This window comes from Ruegeria arenilitoris, assembly GCF_013035425.1.
Taxonomy (GTDB): Bacteria; Pseudomonadota; Alphaproteobacteria; order Rhodobacterales; family Rhodobacteraceae; genus Ruegeria; species Ruegeria arenilitoris_A.
Genome location: NZ_WQHX01000012.1, coordinates 17,831 through 39,368 on the forward strand (window position 1 = coordinate 17,831; position 21,538 = coordinate 39,368).

At 51.0% G+C, this 21,538-nt stretch carries 19 protein-coding genes and 1 tRNA gene; 18 read left to right on the top strand and 2 right to left on the bottom strand.

Features of this window, described 5'->3' with window-relative positions; translation table 11 throughout:
• The first annotated feature begins 75 nt into the window (after positions 1 to 75).
• From GOV45_RS21720 to GOV45_RS21780, 14 genes are all read left to right on the top strand, one after another.
• On the top strand, positions 76 to 396 hold the full coding sequence (locus GOV45_RS21720; protein ID WP_170482136.1) for a TIGR02300 family protein: 321 nt from the start codon (positions 76 to 78) through the stop codon (positions 394 to 396).
• Between the two features lie 138 nt (positions 397 to 534).
• A tRNA-Ala gene (locus tag GOV45_RS21725) sits at positions 535 to 610 on the top strand.
• An 828-nt stretch (positions 611 to 1,438) separates the two neighbouring features.
• The gene (locus tag GOV45_RS23170) at positions 1,439 to 1,615 is read left to right on the top strand and encodes a hypothetical protein (protein ID WP_174823740.1); all 177 of its coding nucleotides are present in this window, start codon (positions 1,439 to 1,441) and stop codon (positions 1,613 to 1,615) included.
• Positions 1,616 to 1,840, top strand: a complete 225-nt coding sequence (locus GOV45_RS21730; protein ID WP_437436534.1) for a hypothetical protein — start codon at positions 1,616 to 1,618, stop codon at positions 1,838 to 1,840.
• An 87-nt stretch (positions 1,841 to 1,927) separates the two neighbouring features.
• A complete protein-coding gene (locus tag GOV45_RS21735; RefSeq protein WP_170482139.1) occupies positions 1,928 to 2,269 on the top strand; it encodes a copper resistance CopC family protein in 342 nt (113 codons plus the stop codon).
• 2 nt (positions 2,270 to 2,271) lie between these two features.
• Positions 2,272 to 3,138, top strand: coding sequence for a copper resistance D family protein (locus GOV45_RS21740; RefSeq protein WP_170482142.1), 867 nt, complete (start codon positions 2,272 to 2,274; stop codon positions 3,136 to 3,138).
• An 11-nt stretch (positions 3,139 to 3,149) separates the two neighbouring features.
• On the top strand, positions 3,150 to 3,584 hold the full coding sequence (locus GOV45_RS21745; protein WP_170482145.1) for a c-type cytochrome: 435 nt from the start codon (positions 3,150 to 3,152) through the stop codon (positions 3,582 to 3,584).
• Between the two features lie 237 nt (positions 3,585 to 3,821).
• Positions 3,822 to 5,498 (top strand): TadE/TadG family type IV pilus assembly protein, encoded by a 1,677-nt coding sequence (locus GOV45_RS21750; RefSeq protein WP_170482148.1) that lies wholly within the window; start codon positions 3,822 to 3,824, stop codon positions 5,496 to 5,498.
• Complete coding sequence (locus tag GOV45_RS21755; RefSeq protein ID WP_170482150.1) at positions 5,498 to 6,028, top strand: TadE/TadG family type IV pilus assembly protein; 531 nt, start codon at positions 5,498 to 5,500, stop codon at positions 6,026 to 6,028. The genes GOV45_RS21750 and GOV45_RS21755 overlap by 1 nt, the downstream gene beginning before the upstream one ends.
• Positions 6,025 to 6,579 (top strand): TadE/TadG family type IV pilus assembly protein, encoded by a 555-nt coding sequence (locus tag GOV45_RS21760; protein WP_170482153.1) that lies wholly within the window; start codon positions 6,025 to 6,027, stop codon positions 6,577 to 6,579. Before GOV45_RS21755 ends, GOV45_RS21760 begins: the two co-directional genes overlap by 4 nt.
• 898 nt (positions 6,580 to 7,477) lie before the next feature.
• The gene (locus GOV45_RS21765) at positions 7,478 to 8,575 is read left to right on the top strand and encodes an efflux RND transporter periplasmic adaptor subunit (RefSeq protein WP_170482156.1); all 1,098 of its coding nucleotides are present in this window, start codon (positions 7,478 to 7,480) and stop codon (positions 8,573 to 8,575) included.
• Positions 8,575 to 11,667: an efflux RND transporter permease subunit gene (locus GOV45_RS21770; protein ID WP_170482158.1), complete on the top strand. Its 3,093-nt coding sequence runs from the start codon at positions 8,575 to 8,577 to the stop codon at positions 11,665 to 11,667. The genes GOV45_RS21765 and GOV45_RS21770 overlap by 1 nt, the downstream gene beginning before the upstream one ends.
• A gap of 95 nt (positions 11,668 to 11,762) precedes the next feature.
• Entirely contained in the window at positions 11,763 to 11,933 is a 171-nt protein-coding gene (locus GOV45_RS21775) for a hypothetical protein (protein WP_170482161.1), read from the top strand.
• Positions 11,934 to 12,137: 204 nt separating this feature from the next.
• Positions 12,138 to 13,037 carry a haloalkane dehalogenase gene (locus GOV45_RS21780; protein ID WP_170482164.1) on the top strand — a complete coding sequence of 300 codons (900 nt, stop codon included), beginning with the start codon at positions 12,138 to 12,140 and terminating at the stop codon, positions 13,035 to 13,037.
• A gap of 115 nt (positions 13,038 to 13,152) precedes the next feature.
• Here the strand turns inward: GOV45_RS21780 and GOV45_RS21785 are convergent, their stop codons facing one another.
• Complete coding sequence (locus GOV45_RS21785; protein WP_170482167.1) at positions 13,153 to 13,563, bottom strand: Rap1a/Tai family immunity protein; 411 nt, start codon at positions 13,561 to 13,563, stop codon at positions 13,153 to 13,155.
• Positions 13,564 to 14,015: 452 nt separating this feature from the next.
• Between GOV45_RS21785 and GOV45_RS21790 the strand changes: the two genes are divergently transcribed.
• Entirely contained in the window at positions 14,016 to 15,221 is a 1,206-nt protein-coding gene (locus GOV45_RS21790; protein ID WP_170482170.1) for an MFS transporter, read from the top strand.
• A gap of 189 nt (positions 15,222 to 15,410) precedes the next feature.
• Here the strand turns inward: GOV45_RS21790 and GOV45_RS21795 are convergent, their stop codons facing one another.
• Positions 15,411 to 17,342 (bottom strand): DUF3604 domain-containing protein, encoded by a 1,932-nt coding sequence (locus GOV45_RS21795; protein ID WP_170482172.1) that lies wholly within the window; start codon positions 17,340 to 17,342, stop codon positions 15,411 to 15,413.
• Between the two features lie 276 nt (positions 17,343 to 17,618).
• Here GOV45_RS21795 and GOV45_RS21800 point away from each other — a divergent pair, with 276 nt between their 5' ends.
• The 3 genes from GOV45_RS21800 (at position 17,619) to GOV45_RS21810 (ending at position 21,529) form a co-directional block, all read left to right on the top strand.
• Positions 17,619 to 19,541, top strand: coding sequence for a DUF3604 domain-containing protein (locus GOV45_RS21800; RefSeq protein WP_170482175.1), 1,923 nt, complete (start codon positions 17,619 to 17,621; stop codon positions 19,539 to 19,541).
• Between the two features lie 159 nt (positions 19,542 to 19,700).
• Positions 19,701 to 20,531, top strand: coding sequence for a peptidylprolyl isomerase (locus GOV45_RS21805; protein WP_170482178.1), 831 nt, complete (start codon positions 19,701 to 19,703; stop codon positions 20,529 to 20,531).
• Positions 20,528 to 21,529, top strand: coding sequence for a HupE/UreJ family protein (locus tag GOV45_RS21810; RefSeq protein ID WP_367648715.1), 1,002 nt, complete (start codon positions 20,528 to 20,530; stop codon positions 21,527 to 21,529). Before GOV45_RS21805 ends, GOV45_RS21810 begins: the two co-directional genes overlap by 4 nt.
• Positions 21,530 to 21,538 lie beyond the last annotated feature (9 nt).

A 21,538-nucleotide genomic window follows, 5' to 3' on the forward strand; every position in this document is an offset into this window, starting at 1 on the left:
TTTGACAGCGCCTGCCGCTTATGGCAGGTCACCTGAATCATTTATAAGATTCACCTGATATCAAGGGGATTTGATATGCCCAAGGAAGAATGGGGCGTGAAGCGCGTTTGCCCAACAACAGGCAAACGGTTTTATGACCTGAACAAGGACCCGATCGTTAGCCCATATACCGGCGAGATTGTGGAGCTTGAAACCGGCAAAAGCCGGATGATCGCCGCTGATGCAGAGGATGCTGCCTCGGTCAAGGCGCGTGAAGCGACCTCGGACGACGACCTGGTTCTAGACGATGATGATGATGTCGATGTTGAACTGGACGACGATCTGTTGGAAGAGGACGAAGACGACAACGTTTCGTTGGATGACATCAAAGATATGTCGTCTGAAGACGAATCCTGATTTCGGAACGAGGCGGCTTAGCCGCCTCTGATTCCGTGCATTCTGCAGGGTAGTATCTTTTTGCTTGTTTCGGATTTTTTGCTTGCGCTTGTCAGCGCCGTCTCATAAACGTCCGACACCGCAATTCGGTACCAAAATGGGGCCTTAGCTCAGTTGGGAGAGCGCTTGCATGGCATGCAAGAGGTCAGGGGTTCGACTCCCCTAGGCTCCACCAAAACCTAACAGAAAAACTAGATAGCAAGCATTAGAGTGGTGTGACACACAGGTGTGACACAAAATGAAGCTGCATGCGTATCTCTCACTGTCCGGACACGGCATCCATCGCTTCCGTTGGCTACCACCCAATACGAAACGAAATCTCCTACCAGGTGCATGACAATCAACTTGTTGCTCACCACTCGTCGTCCTAGATAACCGGTATCTATCGTCATACAACATGCATCATACGGCTACGCTTTAGAACGGTACGTTAGAATCCTTGGGATGAAGCACAGTAAACTGCTGAGGCACGCCTTGAGGGACTGCGAACAAACGCAGATGTTGGACTAAATGGATGCACCATGTTTCCAAAAATATTGGAGACCTAGGCACGAACGCAAAACGTGAAAAATTTCACTCACTTTTTCATAAACATACGAATTTTGCATCCGGGAAAAACTTGCGGTTAAGGGCGCGCTATCGACAGAAGTCTCGCGACAATCAAACGTAATCTAGTAGGACCGGGTACTTGCGAGTGCCTATCTGTAGAAGAGCTTACTCAATTGTAACGCAATGACCCTCTCGAACAACGCCGTGGTGAGGCCCATAGCAACCTTCTGCACCGTGTCCATGCCAGTCACCATTGTGATGCCTGCCCGTGCATGCGGCCATAGCTATCAGTACGGCCAAAAGCGTCACCGTTCTCTTGAAATTTTTTATGCAATGGCTCTCATCCATATGCGAGCCATCTTAATCGCAGTTTGGCAACCGACGCTTTGACGTAAGTCAACGCTCAACTGCAAAGTCGTCCAAACCACTGCAGCGATCATGTACGGCGTTATCGATGTTCAGCAGCACCACCAACTTCCACGAAGTCAGGATTAATCACGAAAAAAGCCGCTTTCTAGTCGGCGTATGCGCTGTCGCTACCATTGGTGTCTTTGTTACTCTTCGCCCCGGCGCAATCGAAGACGCGGAACCGCCTGAAACAGGCGAAGGCGACGCCATTGTCGCGATTTAAATGCCGCCCATCGAGGGTAATGCAGCAAATGGCCAACGTATCTTTGATGCCTCCTGCGCATCTTGCTACGGCGTAAATGAGGTCGGATTAGAAGGCGCAGGCCCCCTTCTGGTCCACAAGATATACGAACCTAGCCATCACACTGATGCAGCCTTTCAAAGAGCCGGTTTTTTCAGGGCGTCAGAAGTCATCATCATTGGCGGTTTGGTGACATGCCGCCCGTAGAAGGTTTGACGCGAGGTGACGTGGCTATGGTGATCGCGTACATTCGTGAAATCCAGCGTGCCAACTTAATAAATTGAGGATAGGCCTATGAAGAAGATCATAACGCTCGCACTCGTGGTTGCGCTTCCCAGCGGCGCACTGGCGCATTCCAAGGTCGAAGGAACGACACCTGCCAATGGCGAGACAATGGCTGCTGTACCCTTTGAAATCGGCCTTAACTTTGACAAGGATATCAGGTTAACGCGGGTTAAGATGGAGCACGATGCAAATCCTGCCGTAAACCTCGAACTGGGCGACCAAACAAAATTTGGGCAAGAGTTCACGATCCCACTGCCGAGTAAGGGAACTGGCACGTATGTCATCGAATGGCGTGGTTTAGGTGAAGACGGTCATGCGATGCAGGGCGAATTTTCCTTTACTGTGGAATGAGCATGCCAGACATTTGGGGGATTGCCGCAATCCTCACAAAGCTAATGCTCTACATCGGCTTTGCGGGGTCAACCGGGCTTGTCATCGTTAAGTGCCTCTATTCCAGCTTGGTCACACCGATGAACCTTGTGATGAAGCGCCAAGCAAAGGCTTTAGCGTGGTTGGCTCTTACAGCAACAGTAGTTGGTTTCATGCTTAGTGCAGCCGTACTAACAGGCGGAGCGGATGGCATGGTCGATCCAGAAATGCTTGGCTTACTTTGGCAGACACCGGCAGGCGAGGTACTCGCATACCGACTTGCAGGCGCGGCATTGATCCTAATCGGATTGTCTATATCACGCTTTGGTTGCTGGATTGCGGCGGTGGGTGGAACATTGGCTCTTTGGTCCTTTACCCAGATAGGGCACGTGCCAGAATTGGAGAATTTTGGTGTCCAACTCTTGCTACTTTTGCATCTACTCTGTTTAGCCTTCTGGGTGGGTATCTTTAGCCCGCTGCGGGGTATGGCTCTCAAGGTTGAATACCAGACAAATGGCGCCGAGCTGGGTCAAAGGTTCGGGAAAGCTGCTGCACTGGTTGTACCAACTATGATATTGGCAGGCCTCTGGATGGCTTGGTCGCTTGTAGGCAATATCCAAGGGCTCGTCTTCACTGGCTATGGGCAGGCGCTGTTGTCCAAAGTGTTTCTAGTTGGGCTGCTGTTGATCCTCGCTGCTGCGAACAAGCTCCGATTTGTTCCGGCCATGCACAATGGAGATGCAAATGCAGCGCGACACCTCGCCCGATCCATCGAGGTTGAGGCAATAATCGTATTAATGGTGTTGGCAACAACAGCGACACTCACGACCGTTCTAACTCCTCCTAACTAAGGTATTTAGAAATGAATAAACACCTGTTTGCACTTGCAATATGCAGCATTGGTACGAGCGTCGCTGCAGATCACGAGTTGATTGAAAGAAACTTAGCGAATGGGCAGGAACTCTACGCAGACCACTGTGCCTCGTGCCACGGAGTTAATCTGGAAGGCCAACCCAACTGGCAAACACCGGACGAAGACGGAGTACTGCCTGCGCCACCACATGACGTGACAGGGCACACATGGCACCATGATAACAAGCTCCTGTTTGACTACACCAAACTTGGTGGGGCAGAGGCGTTGGCAGCACGCGACATCAAGGACTTCAACAGCGGTATGCCGGGCTTTGAGGGCACACTGACTAACGAAGACATATGGGACGTTCTGGCCTATATCCGCTCTACTTGGCCTGAAGATGTTCAGCAAATGCAGGCTACTCGTAACGCCCCGCACGAATAGAAAAAAGTGGAGTGCCCTGTTTGGCCTCCAAGAAAATTCGTCCTGTGTATACGACTTTGAAAACGAAGTGTTTTTGCGCAAACATAATGCGAAAAATTCCGATTTTTTGCAGGCGAAAGCCGCTAAATTATCGCAAAATTGAAGCAAATTTGCCCGAATTCCGCCTTTTTCTCTATATAGCGTGAGCCCCTGCCGATAGCTTTGTGGCCGGTCTGCTCGGCCAAGAGAGGATAATGCATGCCTACGGATTTCGAGAGATCAATTTGCAACTGCGACACCCCCTCTGTCCAGCCGAAGACAGGTGCGCAACAATTTGCCAGAGACGAGAATGGTTCGATTACCATTTTAGTCCTCTTTATGTTTGTGGCCGTCATCGTCTGTGTTGGCATCGGCGTAGATTACATGCGCTTTGAGAAAGAACGTGCAAACTTGCAGTACACGTTGGACCGGGCTGTTCTGGCCGCGGCGGACCTTGATCAAAAGGCAGAACCGAAATCCGTCGTTCGTGCATATCTAGAAAGGATGGGCCTTCTGGAAAATGTGACCAGCATCAATGTGGTCAACGATGTGGGCTATCGCGAAGTATCGGCGACAGCCCTTTCCGAGTTTCCAACCCAATTCATGCACCTGTCGGGCGTCGATACACTGGCCGCCCCTGCGGCAAGCACCGCTGAGGAAAGCATCGGTTTGGCTGAAATCTCAATTGTCTTGGACTTATCTACTTCGATCAATGACGAGCTATTGAGAATTGCTACGGAAAAAATGGTAAAAAGTATTGCAATAAAAAACAATCAATGGAGCGACGAGATTTCGTTCTCACTTATCCCATATTCCAGCCAAGTTAACGCTGGTCGCGATTTGCTGAACCACTACACTCTCGACCGTTTCCATGACCACTCGAACTGTGTCAACTTCATCGACAACGAATTCAGCAAACCTGATCTTTCTACGACCAGATTGCTTGAACAAACGGCTCATTTCGACCCTTACACAACGACTATGGAGCCGATAGAGCATCCCGTCTGCCCGGTACGCGACTATTCAGCGATCCTGCCATTCCAGAACGACCCAGAAGTTCTTTTACCTTACATACGAAACCTCAACAAACTCAGCAATCCAGTGGCGGATGAGGACTCGGGCTTGGATAATGGCGCGAATTGGGGCCTTATCCTGCTGGACCCCAGTACACGTCCAGTAATCCAAGCCATGGGCACTACTGAGCATACCGTTCCGAGTTATACGGTTCCGGCAAAATTCAAAATGCAAGGTCGCCCGATGGACTACAGTAGTAATGTCCTCAAGGTTATGATCCTCGTTTCCGATGGGGATAATACAGATCAGCACATGCTCAACCCTTCGATGCGCACTACTATGTCGGATTTCTGGTACAACCCAGGAACCGATACCGATCCCGCTCGCTTCTCGATCTACCAGTCGAACGGCAACCCCAACTATTGGTGGCCGCACGACAACAGCTGGCAGGATCATCCTTATGGCAATGGAAAAACACACTGTTCGGGCAAAGGCGGTAAAGTTGAATGCGTCGAGGCAGAAGAACCCGGCGAGGCAGTGCAATTGTCCTACGTTGAACTTCTGGACCTCGTATCCTTGGAATATATCGAACACAACATCTTCACCCACTCACCAAGTGCTTACGGTCAGTGGGAAGGTAAGGCGTTCAGCAAGAAAAGTGCGGTCGCCAAGGATCAGCGCACCAAACACGTATGCAAAGCCGCCAAGGATGAAGGTGTGATTGTCTTTAGTGTCAGCGTTGAGGCGCCGCCGAATGGCCAGGATGTACTGCAAAATTGTGCAAGCTCAGACAGTCATTATTATGATGTGGAGGACATAAACCTCGAAAAAGCCTTTACCTCGATCGCGTCATCGGTCCGTATGCTGAGGTTGACTCAGTGATGCTTAGGTTGTTTTCCGCTCTGGCCCGGCTCCGCCGAAAGGAAGACGGAAATGCAACCGTCGAGTTTGTCATCGTCTTCCCAGCGATCATGTTTTTGGTTCTTTCGGGTTTGGAGCTTGCCTTCGTAACGTTGAGACACGCGCAGCTAGAGCGCGCGGTTGACTTGACCGTGCGCGACATTCGGCTGAACACCGGCGCCAGTCCACAACATGACGAAATCAAGGCTCTCATCTGTGATCGCGCCATTTTCATCAATAATTGCGCAGCCAACTTGCGTCTGGAAATGATCCGGCAGGATCCTTTTGCCACTGTTACAGTACCCACGGACCCTGATTGCACTGATCTGGCCGAAGTGGCGCGCCCTGTGCGGACTTTCGAAAACGGCCTTGAAAATGAGTTGATGGTTCTTCGGGCCTGCGCCAAGATCAATCCCGTTTTCCCAACATCCGCAATGGGCAGAGCATTGGTCAACGAAGAAGGCCAATACGCGCTGACCGCTACAACCGTTTTCGTCCAGGAGCCTTTATGATCAAGCGAATTTCGACGCATCTCCTGAAACGTTTCCGAGCTCGGGAGGACGGCGTGATCGCCGTCGAGGCACTCCTTATTACGCCAATCCTCTTTTGGACTATAATGGCGGGTTACACGTTTTTCGAAGCTTACAGGCAGAGTGCCGCGAATATCAAAGCGGCACACACGATTGGAGACCTGATTTCCCGTGAAACCCGGGAAATTGACAACGTCTATATCGACTCGATGCAAGAAATGTTCGGTTTGATGGTGGTCAATCATGCAGACCTGAAATTCCGAATATCCGTGGTTCTTTACGACGAGGCCTCCGACAGCCACACCGTGAACTGGTCTGCAATACGAGGTGGGTATGTCGAAAAGCTGACGGACGACAATATTGTCAATTATCGAGATGCCCTGCCTCCGATGTCTGATCAGAACACATTGATACTGGTCGAAACGTCCAACACGTTTATCCCCCCCTTCAGGGTGGGCTTGGACAACGTCGAACTGAATAACTTCATTTTCACACGGCCGCGTTTTGCAAACAATATCAAAGGGAACGTCTAAGGTTATTTGCCTTTGATGCGCGGCATGACTTTGTCAAAGGAAATAGGCGTGAGGAGGGTGCGGAGCTTTTGAGCTTTTAGCTGCGGCCAAACGATCCCTATTTCGCTGTATCAAAACCGACCCTGAGGCAATCCGCTTTGCGAAGATGATATATGTCCGGGTTCCGCTGCTACTTCGAAACATGAAGGACAGTAGACTTAGCCGACAGGCTGTACATTCGAAAACGTTCTTCAGTGAATTGCAGAGAATTGGAAATGCACTGTTCAACGGAAATCGTTGTGGATATTCGAGTGTGACACTAAGGTCGGAACACGACAAATAGTACATCACAATAGTTCATATTATCAAAGCGTTAGCCGTTCAGCGGCATTCCCCTAATCACCGCAGTTCTCGCACGAAAATACCTAAAATATGCAACATTGTCGTTGGTAACGGCATTTCTAAGTGGTTGATAACCTAAAACCGCGCGACAACATGCATCCTTTGTTTATACCGTCTTGAACCGACTTACTTGTACCTCGCGGCAATCTCAAAACCGCAGACGGTTGGACCGGGAGGATTTTTGAAGCTATGGCTGAATACCTGGCTTTAATGTCAAAGTTTCTGATCAGCCAACACCAGGCGTGGCAGAGTTTAGGAATGGGGTCGTTCTTTAGGTGTTCTGAGGGGGGCAAGGAGAGCATAAAAAAGCTGTTGCGACTGCGTATTTTCAGCTTCACCCCATACCGCCCTAGAACACATCGCCAAGCGTCGACATGACACTTGCTTAATAAATTCAGATTTTTGACTTTGTTGGGCGAGTGGGTACAATTCGGTATGAATTTCGAGTGTTAGTGCAATGAATTGAAAAGTTTCCGTTCAGAATCACGGAGAAACATAGACCGGCGGGGGAGGGGAAATGAAGAAACTGTCTTTTGGGTTATTTGCCTTCTTGTCGCTTTCAGCGTGCTGGGAAGAGGAAGAAGAAACAACCGAAATGGTTGTCCGACCTGTAAGAGCAACTGAAATTTCAGACCTCTCCAGTTTGCATGATCGCTACTTTGTTGGCACGGCCAGAGCTGCACGCGAAGTTTCATTGGCTTTTCGTGTTCCAGGCAATGTCGTTGGCGTGGATGTGCAGGTCGGTGACTTGGTCGCTAATGGAGATGTCGTCGCGGTATTAGACCCTGCGCCCTACCAGGCGGAAGTTGATCGGTTGTCCGCGGAATTGGAAAGTGCGCAAGCAACCTTTGAAAATGCGAAATTGCAAACCGATCGGCAGCGATCATTGGTCGAGAAAGAAGTAGCCGCGCAGGCGACACTTGATCGGTTTATCGCGGGCGAGACATCTGCCCAAGCGGCAATCAATTCCGTACAAGGTGCTTTGGATCGAGCCACATTGGACTTGACCTACACGAGCCTGGAAGCGCCTTTCGACGGCCGGGTAGTCGCAAAATACATTGAGGACTTTGAGGAGGTGGCAGCGCAGACACCTGTGCTGCGGATACTGGACGCCGAGCATATCGAAGTGGTCATCGATGTCCCCGAGCGATACATCGCCCTGATCCCGCACATCGAAGATATAACGGTGACATTCGACGCGTTGGGCGACGTGGTCCTGTCGGCAGAAATCAGTGAGATCGGATCAGAAGCTTCTGCAACGACCAGAACTTTTCCGGTAACTTTGATCATGCAACAACCAGAAAATTCGCTTGTACTTCCCGGAATGGCGGGGCGTGTCCGAGGCAAGCCAAAAGAAGGGCACGAACCTTTTGACGCGATAATGGTTCCCGCAAGCGCAATTTTTGTGCCCGAGGGGGAAACAGATCCCCATGTCTGGGTGTTTGACGCCTCTTCCGAGACCGTGAAAGCGCAGAAAGTTGCGCTTGGAACGCCACGATCACAGGGAGTCGCCGTAAGCGACGGTCTGGAATTTGGCGACGTTGTTGTGACCGCAGGAGCGAATTCTCTGAGAGAGGGACAGAAGGTTTCACTTCTTTCTGAGGAAACTGAGTAATGGGTCTCGCCGACTTCTCTATCCGCAACGCCAAATTCGTTTGGTTTACTGTCGTAATGCTGACGTTGGGTGGTATTTCAGCATTTTTCAGTCTCGGACAGTTGGAAGACCCCGAATTCACGATCAAAACGGCAGTCGTTACGACGCCCTATCCCGGTGCAAGCCCCGAGGAAGTGGAGCAGGAAGTCACCGAAAGGATTGAACTGAAACTTCAGGAAATCAAGGAAATAGACTACATCTCGAGCGAAAGCCGCGCCGGATTATCTACTATCAAGGTTGAAATCCGTCCAAACTATTGGTCCGAGGAACTGCCTCAAATCTGGGATACTCTGCGTCGCAAAGTCAGAGATGTGGAAACTCAGTTGCCCCCGGGCGCTGGCCGTCCAGCCATCAATGATGATTTTGGCGATGTATTCGGCTTGTTGTTGGCAATGACATCCGATGGATTTTCCGCGCAGGAACTTGATGGGTTCGCCGAAGACTTCAAAAGAGAGCTATCGTTGATCGATGGTGTTGGACGTGTCGATCTATGGGGCGAACGCGACAGGGTAATCTACTTGGAAACAAGGGAAGAAGCCTTGGCTGCGCTGGGTGTTTCGGCTCAGACCATCCTAAACACCTTGCAAACACAAAACGCAATCGTGGACGCAGGACGTGTCAACATTGGTGACTACCGTATGCGCATTGCGCCGAGCGGCACCTTTACCAGTCCAACCGACATTGCCGATCTGGTTGTAAGGCCTAGCGGTCTAGATCAGGCCCAAAGTGGCCAACGCAGGGGGCCAGAGCTGCTGCGGCTGGGTGAAATTGCAGAGGTTAAGGAGGGATATGCTGATCCACCAACGACAATGATGCGCTACAACGGTCTTCCGTCCATCGGACTAGCGATATCCTTTCAGTCCGGTGTCAACGTTGTCAGCGTCGGGCAGGCAGTGGATGCGAAAGTATCAGAGCTGATAGCAAGTCTGCCAGTAGGTATTGAGGTCGAGCGAGTTCATTGGCAGTCGGATGACGTGAACCTTGCGGTCAGTAGTTTTCTAGTAAGTTTAGGTCAGGCTGTCGCCATCGTGTTGGTAGTTCTAACCTTGGCAATGGGTCTTCGGATGGGGATTATCATCGGTAGCGGTCTCATCCTGACGATACTCACGACATTTATTCCACTGGCGATGCTGGGAATAGATCTGCAGCGTATGTCTTTGGGAGCATTAATTATTGCGCTGGGGATGATGGTGGACAACTCAATTGTTGTGGCGGACGGCGCAATGGTTCGGATGTCACAGGGGGTGGATCGTGCAAAAGCCGCGATCGACGCAGCCACTCGACCGGCTATGTCATTACTTGGGGCCACTTTCGTGGCAGTAATGGCCTTCTACCCGATATTTGCATCTGTTGAGAGTGCAGGGGAATACTGCCGAACCCTCTTTTCGGTTGTAGGTATAGCGCTTTTGGTCAGTTGGCTGTTGTCCATGACGGTAACGCCTTTGCAATGTGTCGCAATGCTGCCAGAGCCAAAGGGTGAAAGCAGCGAGAATTTCGATACCGGGCTTTATGCCGTGTATCGCAGGTTTCTGGCCGCCGCGATCAGAGTTCGTTACCTGACCATCGGAGTGGCCGTGGCCGCTCTGGTCGTCGCGGGTGTTGGGTTCGGCTCTGTGACGCAGTTGTTTTTCCCAACATCATCCATGACCAAGTACATGATTGACTATTATGCGCCAGAAGGAACCCGGATTGAAGCCGTATCCGAAGCCATAACACGTATTGAAGAACAGGTTGGAATGGATGACCGCGTGACTGGCATTGCAAGCTTTATTGGCGCTGGTCCGCCACGTTTCTATCTGCCTGTCGACCCGGAAGGCGCAAACCCGTCATACGCCCAAGTCATTGTGAATGTGGAAGATTACCGCGATATTCCCGAAATGAGCAAGAATGTCTCGCTTTGGATATCGGCCAATATGCCAGAGGCGACGTCGTTCACACGGCAGTTTGGTGTCGGTCCTAGTAATACATGGGCATTTGAGAACCGTATCATAGGTCCTGCAAGCGCTGACCCAGAGACCCTACGGGAACTGGGTGACAGGGCCGTTGCCATACTTGACCAAAACAAATGGACGAAAGTCGCCCGTACGGATTGGCGCAACCGTGTGCTGAAGACTGTTCCTGATTATGATCAGGACCGTGCTCGTTGGACGGGCATCACTTATGAAGACCTCGGAAACACAACAAAGCGGGCGTTTGACGGGCGTTCTGTTGGCCTCTATCGCGAGGGTGACGAATTACTGCCAATTATCGTTCGGCCCGGGGCTGAAGACGTTGCTGCGGTGGACAATTTCGAACTGCTGCAGCTGCAGTCACCATTTTCTGTTGAGCCAGTGCCTTTAGCACAAGTTGTCAGCGGCGTGAATATTGAACCAGAGGACCCCACGATAAACCGCCGCGACCGTCGTCGCGTTTTGACCGTTCAAGCTAACCCAATCGACAGCGTCACTTTGCCAAGCTATCGCGCGGCTGTACTTGCTGACTTTGAAGCTTTGGAAGCAGATTTGCCGCCAGGCTACAGCATGGAGTGGGGCGGAGAGTACGAAGATACGGTTTCCGCACAGGCGTCTTTAATTCCGGGGATGGTTCCGGCATTCTCGATCATGGCGCTAATCGTTGTCGGACTATTCAACTCATACCGCAGGCCACTTGTTATTTTCCTGACTGTTCCCTTCGTAATTATTGGTATTGTCCCAAGCTTGCTCCTAACCAACACGCCATTTGGGTTTGTCGCGTTGCTCGGTGGCATGAGCTTGGCCGGAATGATGATAAAAAACGCAATCGTCCTTATCGATCAGATCAACGACAATTTGGCGGAAGGTCAGCCGGGTTATGACGCAGTATTGAACGCAGGTGCTTCAAGGCTCCGACCCGTCGTACTGGCAGCGGCGACCACTGTTCTGGGTGTCATACCGCTACTTCCAGACGTTTTTTGGGTGGGTTTGGCGGTTACAATCATGGGCGGATTAACAGTTGGTACAATGCTCACTATGATATTGGTACCGGTTTTGTTCGCAACGCTAAACGGTATTAAGCCAACGACCACGGTCGTTTGATTTGGGATTCAATCCAATTTTGGATTGGTTTGGTGTTTGAGGGATGCGATCAGACTGAAGGCTTCTGCAGCTGAAGTTGTTTTTGGGGGTATAAATTGGACAATACAGTGCTGTTCTTTTTGGTGGGCATTTTTGTCGTCGGTCTCTTGATGCTGGGATATTTTGCCAGGGGCAATGGTGCTTTGATGGTGATAGCAATCCTGATCGGTGTTTTGTTGGCAATGGTAGCTTTCTTTGGGGGTTATTTGGGTGAAACTCCGAAGTGAGCCTGGAGCGTTTTATGCTTGCGCTCGCGAAGCGTTTCAAACCAAACAATTAACGGTTTTTTTATTTTCATAAGTGCGGACAAGCCGACTTTGAGCATCAACGAAAGTTCTGCAGGCAACGCTGCTAAGAGGACTCTACGGATTGCCAGAAAAACAATCTAGGCTCATGATAGAACCAACCAACAACAGTTAGAGAGATTGGCTGTGGAAGTACTAAGAACTCCTGAGGAGTGTTTCGACAACCTTCCTGGCTTTAGCTATTCACCAAGCTATATCGACGACCTCCGAGGTTATGAGGGTCTGCGGGTTCATTATGTTGATGAACGGCCAAAAGACGCGATCAGAACCTTTCTGTGCCTGCCAGGGGAGCCGACATGGGCTTATCTATATCGGCAGATGATACCGGTTTTTGCGAGTTCTGGGGCTCGAGTAGTCGTTCCTGATTGGTTGGGCTTTGGCAGGTCAGACAAACCAGTTGATGATAGTGTTTACAGCTTCGACTTTCACCGAGAAATGATGCTCGAGTTCGTGGAAAGGTTGGACCTTCAGAACATCACGCTTGTGGTGCAGGACTGGGGCGGCATCTTGGGGTTGACCCTTCCGATGGACCTGAACGGTCGAGTTTCCCGGTTGATCGTGATGAACACGGCAATCCCGGTTGGTGAACCTCTTGGCGATGGTTTCCAAGCCTGGAAAGAGTATGTGGCTAACCGTCCGAACTTGAATTGTGCGGCGTTGATGAAACGAGCCTGCCCACATTTAAGCGAGGCGGAAGCGCTGGCTTATGAGGCGCCTTTCCCTGACCAGCGATATAAGGCAGGCGTTCGAAGGTTTCCGCAGCTGGTAATGATCCAGCCGGGAATGGGAGGCATCGAAACGACAATGCGAGCTCGGCTCTTCTGGGCCGAAGTTTGGGAAGGTGAGAGCTTTATGGCCGTCGGTGCCAAAGACCCGGTTTTGGGCGTTCCGGTGATGAGTCAGCTGCAAAAGACAATCAGGGGATGTCCCGAACCGATGATTTTAGCAGAGGCTGGCCATTTCGTGCAGGAATGGGGCGAACCAGTTGCCCTAGCGTCATTGAAGTTTTTTGGCGACATATCTTAAGCAATGCTGTCGCGGAAAAATTCGCCGATTACAGGCAAAGCGTTGGCGGTTTGTCACACGGACAAATTTTAGCCGGAGCAAAAAACAATTCGCTGACTGACTTTGATGGCAACCGCTACATTCCTGTTTCACATGGGAAGGCTACCCGAAGACTCTCTGTTATGATCGAGCTGGCGCTGTCATTCCTGGTGTCAGGATGTTGAATTATATAGTTGATTACGACATCGCGCATTTGGTGATGCGGAAGCCTAGGAAACACGCAGCTTTCTTCAATTTGGGTGTCTGATAATCCTGAATCTTCCTCAGCATTCAGACTACCCAAGCCCCGTGGCATTATGGCTTTTGAAGGATTTAATGATTTCCCTTCGCGATACCCGACCATATACCCAATGCAATAACCTTTTTGCAGGGCATCTTCACTCGTGCAGATATTCAGAAGTGTTCCTCCATCCATTCCGCCTTCTGTTTGCGAAACCATACTCGTTGCTAGTGTTGCAGCGAATAAAATTACATATCTGGCTTTCATTTGACGCCTCCTTCGTTTCGAGCATTCGCCAGAAGAAGTGGCAGAGCTTTTAGGTTTCAATTTTTGAACCCAAGCGGACAATTATTATCACAATCTGTGTTTTTCTGCGTTGATGCAGATCATGTAGGCAATCTTTTTGACGCGACAATTTCGGTATATTTCAATCGATGGTGACCTCTTTCCGGACGTCTACATTGAGCTCAATATGGCTGATTGATGTACGGTTTGGGTTATAACGGCAACGAACAACAGGCAAAGTTGTACGGCAGGATCTGGTTGGTTCTTGCGGGGGAAATGCGTGAACTGACTTTTGTTGATTTTGGGAAAATTCCTTGGTCCAACGTCAGATTACAAAAAGGCGAGGCGCGTTATGGGTCGTCGCAATCTTATGACTTTGTCCGGCGATGGTTGTTTCGGCTTGATTTGCTGATGCGGCTGTCCGATAGGGCGTTATGTTTAAGAACCGAGCTATTCTTTTTATTCTTATAACTCTGGTTATCGACGCAATCGGCATTGGTATCGTGTTTCCAATCATGCCGGATTTGATGGACCGCGTTGGTGCTGGCGATACCGGGCAAGGGGCTTTTTGGGGCGGGCTGTTAATGACAGCTTATGCCGGCGCGCTGTTCCTGTGCGGGCCAATAGTAGGAAGTATATCGGATGCAGTTGGCCGCAGACCGATATTAATCGCGGCGCTTGTTATGCTTGCGTTGGATTACGTGATTATGGCTCTTGCAGAAACATTCTGGCTGCTTTTGCTTGGCCGGACTTTGGCCGGACTTGCAGGGGCAACCTACATTACCGCAACCGCTTACATTGCCGATATATCATCTCCGCAGGAGAAGGCGGCAAATTTCGGACTAATTGGGGCTGCCTTCGGGATCGGGTTTGTGCTTGGTCCCGCAATCGGTGGCGTCGCTGCTGAAATCAGTATCGCCGCCCCTTTCTGGATTGCCGCACTTCTTTCAGCGGGCAATGCGCTATTTGGTGTTTTTGTTCTGCCCGAGAGCCTTGCGCCAGACAAACGTCGGCCTTTCGGCAAGCGCGATTTGAACCCATTTAAGTCCATTTTCGATGCTTTCCGGTTTCCCGGTCTTGCAGTCCCGCTGATTTGTATCTTTATTTTTGAATTTGCCAACATGGTTTACCCAACTCTTTGGGCATTCTGGACCCGAGAGGTATTCGACTGGCCTACACTTTACATCGGGCTGTCTCTGGCGGCATACGGCGTTCTATTGGCCTTCGTACAGGGGGTTCTAATGCCGATTTTCATACGGTGGATAGGGGATTACCGCACCCTGATGCTAGGTATGATTTCAGCTCTGATCGGAATGATCGGTTTTGGTTTCACCGCGTCAATTGCGGCCCTTGTAATATTTCTGCTGCTTGCAGCTTTGTCTGATCTTGTTCCTGCCCTCATGACTGCAATGGCGTCAAATCAAGCAGATGAAGACAGGCAAGGTGTTGTGCAGGGCGTCATTGCATCGCTGTCATCTGTTGCTGCGGTTTTGTCACCCCTTGCGATGACTGGAATCTTTCAGGCCTCAGTGGATTCCGAAGGCGTCTATCTGCCGGGTGCACCGTTCCTTTTTTCAGCCATTTTGGTGGTTGCAATGATGCCGTTGGTATTTCGGTTGCGGCGGTATGCTTCGGTTTGAGGCTTGGAAATGTCAGCGCGGTCTTTTCACGGTTTGCTTTGATGCATTTTTGCAAGCTGCTAAAATAAATTTGTCGCGCGGTCATCACAAGCAAATACAGCAGACCTGATAAACTTCTGGTTTCAGCGCAGCCAAAACTCGAAAAGAAGGGCAACACAAGTCGCCCTTTTTTGAAGACCTAAGACAGTCCTAGCCCGGCGTGTACCAAATCGGAGATGTATATGCCCGCTCTGTGGTCGTCATAGGGACATAATCAGGCATCTCTACACCAAATCGTTTAGCTTCGTAGGCCGTCCAGCGAGGTGTCGGAATTTCGATCACCCGAGCATAGTAAAATGCCTGAAGACTTAGATCAAAGTCAGGGTCTTGCCAAACACCGATCAGCTCTGCAGCTCCGATTGTATTGGTCCAAGTTGCATTCTCGATGTCGACAGTGTTGCCAACATCAGGCAGCTTGCCATCGGCGTCGAGCGCGCGATCGCCGGACCACACGACGTTATAAATCTTTTCCTGAGTTGCCCCATCCGCATCAACCCAACCTTTTACAATCTGGATACGATCAAGGTTGCCGGATAGCGGATCTTTGAGTGCTGCCAGAAGAAAATTCGGAGCGCGCCCATCGGTGGCCGCCCCAAGATCTCCTCCCATTGGTACGCCCTTTTTGTATCCTGCGTCGGCGGGAAGGCGGAGGGTGGCATCCTCAGGTGTGAAATCATAGCCACCGAAAAATCGAACCAACATACGTGAACCAGTGGTCGCGTACGTCTCTTTGCGTTGCATCGCGTCAAAGATCGCCGCCCGCGTGTTTTCAGTCGCCCAGACCGCGCCTAAACCTCCTGCAGCTTGTTTCCAGCCATATATGGACAGCTCCGGGTCAGGAGCTTCAATGACCAGATGCTCCCATCTGTTCGGCTCCGGCTCGACACCGGAGTGCTTTCCAAAGAAGTTGTCTTCCTGAGCGGTCGCCATGCCGGTGTGTGCGTCCGTCGCGCCCACCATGCCAAACTTGAAAGGGTTGACCCCGAGCTTCTGCTCGATAACCATGCCTCGCTTAAGAGCTTCCCGTGCGTACTCTCCTGCGAGCATTTCTGGAACTTTTAGTTCCGTGCCGTTCAGGTTCGCGGCATCCCATGTGTCAAAATCGGCGAACTCGTCGTCTGGGCTGAGGAACGGGTGTGCCTCTCCATCGCCTTTTATCTGCGTAGCCTCATAGAGCGGTTCGAAACGCGTTCGAAGATTTGCGATTTCTTCGGTCAATTCCGATCCGTCATACGCGTTGAATGAGAACATGCGACCGTTTGACAAATTCCCGTTATGCGCAATCGCGAGAACTTCGCCGCCGGTCCGTTCCTCGTATTCAGCAAGGAATGCCCAAAGGTCTTCTGGGTTCTTGCTGTCGTATTGTGAGAAAGGTCGTGTTTGGTTCGCCCGGAACCGTCCATCGCGGAACAACACGTTCCGGTGCAAGTTGTTGGCGCCCTCGGTTGTATATTCGTAACCGATTATTGCGGAAAACACGCCAGGTTCGTTGTAGCTGTCCGCCAGTTCAGTATATTCCTCCCACGCGTGCTTTATGGCCTTTGGGTTGTCAATTGGAGGTTCGTCACCGGAGAGCGAAGCGACAATTTCCATAGCCGTATCAAAGGCCAATTGGGCATCACCCGACGTTAAGGCCTCGTACCAGATCTTGCCCTGTTCATTTGACAGTACTTCTGCGTCACCTGCCAGCAACTGTGGCATAAGCCCGTACATTTCAGCGTGGTCAGATACAACCAGCCAATCTAGGGGGCGCGACAGTTTCGCCCGCAATCCATGGGTTGTTGTTACTTCTTCCCCTCGCGCGAACCGAAAGGCCTGTTCCTGAGTGAGCCTTGTCATCGTGCCCGCGTCAACCGACACAGCTGTATGCAGATGGCTGTCGCCCCACAGCGGAATCTGCGGGAAATTGCGACCGGCATAGGGAGAAAATGCGTCAGGAGCCAAGACCACCTCGGTGTTCTCCTGCTCGGTCTGAAATTCCTGTGCCGTAACAGGCCCGACGGAGAATGCGACCAACCCTGTCGTCAGATATACTGCTGCTCTTAAAGAATTTCGCCAACCTTCAAGCGATGTTTTGTGCATAAGATTTCCCCCCAAAAAAAGTATTTGCTACTGCACCAACAGTGCCACCTAATTTCAGAAGAGTATCACAAGTATAGAAAGTGGAATACTTAAGATAAATACGCGATTCAGGCTATCTTGGTGAATTGCCAGTGATCAGCAGTTCATTCTAACAAAGACCGAAATTGGGGAAAAATTTAACACAAATATTTCAATGCCATGATATTAGTTGAATGGAATGTATAGTTGGCGGCGCTGCCTGCCGGATTCGTTATGTTGCAGAATTGGGAGGTTCTTATGCTTCGAAATTACGCGTGTTTGGTTGCTATGGTTTTTGGCCCGGCGAGTGTTCTCGCCGACGCTGTTCCCAGTAAAGAAGCGGCAGAAGGTACCTTTGCCGAGCGGCCATTTTCTCCTTATGCCAATCGAACTTTTCCAGAGCGTCCGCTTTGGGGTGACACGCATTTGCACACCGGTCTTTCGCTGGATGCCGGAGCTTTTGGCAACACGCTACTACCAGACGAAGCATGGCGTTTCGCCAAAGGGGAGCAGGTTATTTCATCGACTGGGCAACCCGTAAGGTTGGCACGGCCGCTTGATTGGATGGTTCTGACAGATCATACGGACTTGATGGGATTTGCGCCCGATCTTCAGGCTGGCAAACCTGGCGTCATTTCAGACCCGAAAGGTTTAGAATGGTACGAGGGATACAAAGCAGGCGGTGAAGAAGCTGGGAAAACAGCTTTCGATATAATCACAAACTTTTCTCAGATGACCTTGCCCGAGATTTTGTTGGAGTCATACAGCCCAGGAGCGGACGCTTTTGCGTTTACTTGGGAACATATTGTATTGGCCGCTGAGCGGCACAATGACCCCGGTAATTTTACGGCGTTCATAGGCTTTGAATGGACGTCGGTGCCGAAAGGTTTCAACCTACACAGAAACGTCATGCTTCGCGATGGACCGATCCGCGCCTTGCAAGTCGTCCCGCCGGTCACACAACCTCCGTACGGAGATACCGACCCAAAGGCGCTTTATGCGTGGTTGGAGGAGTATGAGGCCAAAACCGGTGGCCGGGCGGTTGCCTTTGCCCATAACGGCAACCTGTCCAACGGTTGGATGTTCCCTACGGAGGATACCTATCACGGCGGCAAGGTCGACGAGGAATACGTACAGAACCGCGCAAGATGGGAGCCTCACTACGAGGTAACGCAAATTAAGGGAGACGGAGAGGCACACCCGTACCTTAGCCCTGATGACCCGTTTGCCGATTATGAAAATTGGGATGTCGGAAACCTCGATATCACTGAGTTGAAAACCGAAGACATGCTGGCCGGCGAATATGCCCGTGAAGCATTGAAGCGTGGCCTTATGCTTGAAGAAAAATTTGGGGTGAACCCTTATAAATTCGGGATGGGTGGCGCGACCGACAGCCATACTTCCTTGGCTACCGCAGAAGAAGATAACTTCTATGGAAAATCTGTAAGTGTTGAACCTTCACCCACAAGGATTCAGCATCCGTTTATTGCCAATGATCTTGGGGAGATACCAGGAGACCTGCTTGTCGCCTCAGGTTACACGGCAGTATGGGCCACCGAGAACACACGCTCGGCCATATTCGATGCTTTCAAGCGTCGGGAAACCTATGCCACGACTGGCCCAAGAATTGGCCTGCGCTTTTTTGGTGGTTGGGAATTTGATGAAGGCGACCTAGAGACCCGCTTCCTAGCAGACGTTGGCTATACCAAGGGCGTGCCAATGGGCAGCGACCTGCGCCCGCGCGAAGGTGACGGTGCGCCAAAGTTCCTGATTGGTGCCTTGCGCGATCCTATCGGTGCAAATCTGGATCGGGTGCAGGTCGTCAAAGGATGGTTGGATGCCGAAGGCGAGTTACAAGAAAAGGTGTATAATGTCGCATGGTCGGACGACCGTCCTTTGGATTCCGAAGGTAACCTGCCCGATGTCGGCAACACTGTGGATATAGAAACTGCCAGTTGGAGCAATACAATAGGCGCGTCAGAGCTTATTACGGTATGGACTGACCCAGAATTCGATCCTGCTGAGCGTGCCTTCTACTATGTACGGGCCTTGGAAATTCCGACGCCTCGTTGGGTCCTTTATGACAAACTCCGGTTTGGGATTGACCTGCCCGAAGACGCGCTGCTGACGCATCAGGAAAGGGCATACTCCTCTCCGATCTGGTACACCCCCAGCGAGTGAATGGATAATTGTGAATGTTGTAATCACGGGATGAACGATTTCGTCCCGCGATTTCTTTTGCCAAGTCGGAGAAAATGTAAAATTGCGTTAGTCGTTTGACATGTCGAACAGCTCGCATCAACGTTCGGGCGTCGAATTATCGACTAGCTGGGGATATTCATGCGTGTAATTAAAGAGCCCTTATTCCATTTCATTCTTATTGGCATTGCCATCTTTGGTTGGTTTAACTGGGTATCGCCTCAAAGTGAGGGCGATGACAAAGGTGAGAAGATCGCAATCAATGAAGTCGATGTGGACTTATTGAGCACTCGTTTTGAAGCCAGTTGGAAGCGAGCACCAAGCGAAGCTGAACTAGAAGCACTGATCGATGCTTTGGTTCGAGAAGAAGTATTGGTCCGAGAAGCGCGCAAGCTTGGCCTGGACAAGGGCGATCAAGTGATCCGGGCAAGGCTTGCTCAAAAGATGGAGTTTCTGACCACGGCCATAGCCTCGTCGGTGGATCCGGACGAGGCCGAGTTGCAAGCTTATCTGGAAGATAATGCCGAGCGTTTCATGACGCCATCTCTTGTCGCCTTTGATCAGGTTTTTCTAGGAGAAACCGCGGAACCCAGCGAGATGGCAGAGGTACTGTCTGCACTGAATTCTGGGGAAGACTGGTCACAACTTGGAGTTCCGTCGCTGTTGCTCCAAACGATGCCTCTATCCGCGTTAAGTGTTGTAGACTCGGCATTTGGTCGCGGGTTCTCAGGAAACCTGACAGACTTGGAAGTGTCGGTTTGGTCTGGTCCAATACAATCAGGTTACGGAAAGCATCTTGTTCGAGTCACAGGCATTCAGGCCGGAGGCTTACCTCCGCTGGATGACATTCGTGAAGCAGTATTGTCGGAGTGGCGCCGTGAAACCGGTGACGATTTGGCACAAGCGCAGTATGAAATTCTGGCTGCTCAGTACGAAATCCAGACGCCCACCGGCGAAGGTGATGATCAGTGAGGTTTGTACTGGGTTTTCTTCTTGCGTTGTTGTTTTTCTGGACTCCGCAAACGGTACACTCCCATGCGCTTGATCCAGGGTATTTGGATCTCCAACAATTGGCAGAGGGCACCTGGCAGGTCCTGTGGCGTGTTCCAGACGTTAATGGCAGGCCAATGGAAATCGGCGTTGTTTTGCCCAATCAGTGCGCTCCTGCACGCGGCCCGCAACCTGCGTCAGACAGTGTTGCATGGGTGTCCAGGTGGGTCGCTGAATGCGAAACTGAGATTGCTGGACAAACGGTGGCCATAGAAGGCTTGGAGAAGCAGCGAAACGATGTGCTTTTGCGTATCCAACCATTGGAATCCGAACCAGTCACACTGCGTTTTACTCCCGAAATGACGGTTCTGACAGTTCCTGAACGTCCTTCGATCTGGTCGGTCTTCACCAGTTATTTTCAACTGGGTTTCGAGCATATCTTGGAAGGTTGGGACCATTTATTGTTTGTATTTGCCTTATTCATACTTGTCCGAGATCCTTGGCGGCTTGTGGGCGCGATCACAGCGTTCACAATTGCCCACTCGATAACTCTGGCCCTTGCGACCCTCGGGGTTTTAAAAGTTCCAGCCGCCCCGGTGGAAGCTGTTATAGCCTTGTCGATTGTGTTTTTGGCTCTGGAAATACTGAGGCATAAGGAAGGTCAAATCAGGTTGTCCGAGCAGTATCCCTGGATAGTTTGCTTTTGTTTCGGGCTTCTGCACGGGCTTGGATTTGCCGGCGCGTTAAGTGAAATCGGACTACCTTCGCAAGACATTCCTGCCGCGCTGTTTGCGTTCAATGTAGGTGTCGAGGCTGGCCAGCTCGCCTTTATTGCTGCAGTTTCGTCAGCGCTCGCGGTATGGCGACTAATCGCGCCCTCCGGATTCCCAAGAATCTATGCCAATGCCACCCCAGTGATCGGCTATGCGATTGGTTGCGTATCAGTTTTCTGGCTTGTCGAACGTGTCAACGGATTTTAGCGTAATAAC

Excerpts from the sequence above, each read along its gene's own strand:
- GOV45_RS21720 (WP_170482136.1), top strand. The coding sequence starts at position 76 with ATGCCCAAGGAAGAATGGGGCGTGAAGCGCGTTTGCCCAACAACAGGC.
- GOV45_RS23170 (WP_174823740.1), top strand. The coding sequence starts at position 1,439 with ATGTTCAGCAGCACCACCAACTTCCACGAAGTCAGGATTAATCACGAA.
- GOV45_RS21730 (WP_437436534.1), top strand. The coding sequence starts at position 1,616 with ATGCCGCCCATCGAGGGTAATGCAGCAAATGGCCAACGTATCTTTGAT.
- GOV45_RS21735 (WP_170482139.1), top strand. The coding sequence starts at position 1,928 with ATGAAGAAGATCATAACGCTCGCACTCGTGGTTGCGCTTCCCAGCGGC.
- GOV45_RS21740 (WP_170482142.1), top strand. The coding sequence starts at position 2,272 with ATGCCAGACATTTGGGGGATTGCCGCAATCCTCACAAAGCTAATGCTC.
- GOV45_RS21745 (WP_170482145.1), top strand. The coding sequence starts at position 3,150 with ATGAATAAACACCTGTTTGCACTTGCAATATGCAGCATTGGTACGAGC.
- GOV45_RS21750 (WP_170482148.1), top strand. The coding sequence starts at position 3,822 with ATGCCTACGGATTTCGAGAGATCAATTTGCAACTGCGACACCCCCTCT.
- GOV45_RS21755 (WP_170482150.1), top strand. The coding sequence starts at position 5,498 with ATGCTTAGGTTGTTTTCCGCTCTGGCCCGGCTCCGCCGAAAGGAAGAC.
- GOV45_RS21760 (WP_170482153.1), top strand. The coding sequence starts at position 6,025 with ATGATCAAGCGAATTTCGACGCATCTCCTGAAACGTTTCCGAGCTCGG.
- GOV45_RS21765 (WP_170482156.1), top strand. The coding sequence starts at position 7,478 with ATGAAGAAACTGTCTTTTGGGTTATTTGCCTTCTTGTCGCTTTCAGCG.
- GOV45_RS21770 (WP_170482158.1), top strand. The coding sequence starts at position 8,575 with ATGGGTCTCGCCGACTTCTCTATCCGCAACGCCAAATTCGTTTGGTTT.
- GOV45_RS21785 (WP_170482167.1), bottom strand. The coding sequence starts at position 13,563 with ATGAAAGCCAGATATGTAATTTTATTCGCTGCAACACTAGCAACGAGT.
- GOV45_RS21790 (WP_170482170.1), top strand. The coding sequence starts at position 14,016 with ATGTTTAAGAACCGAGCTATTCTTTTTATTCTTATAACTCTGGTTATC.
- GOV45_RS21795 (WP_170482172.1), bottom strand. The coding sequence starts at position 17,342 with ATGCACAAAACATCGCTTGAAGGTTGGCGAAATTCTTTAAGAGCAGCA.
- GOV45_RS21800 (WP_170482175.1), top strand. The coding sequence starts at position 17,619 with ATGCTTCGAAATTACGCGTGTTTGGTTGCTATGGTTTTTGGCCCGGCG.
- GOV45_RS21805 (WP_170482178.1), top strand. The coding sequence starts at position 19,701 with ATGCGTGTAATTAAAGAGCCCTTATTCCATTTCATTCTTATTGGCATT.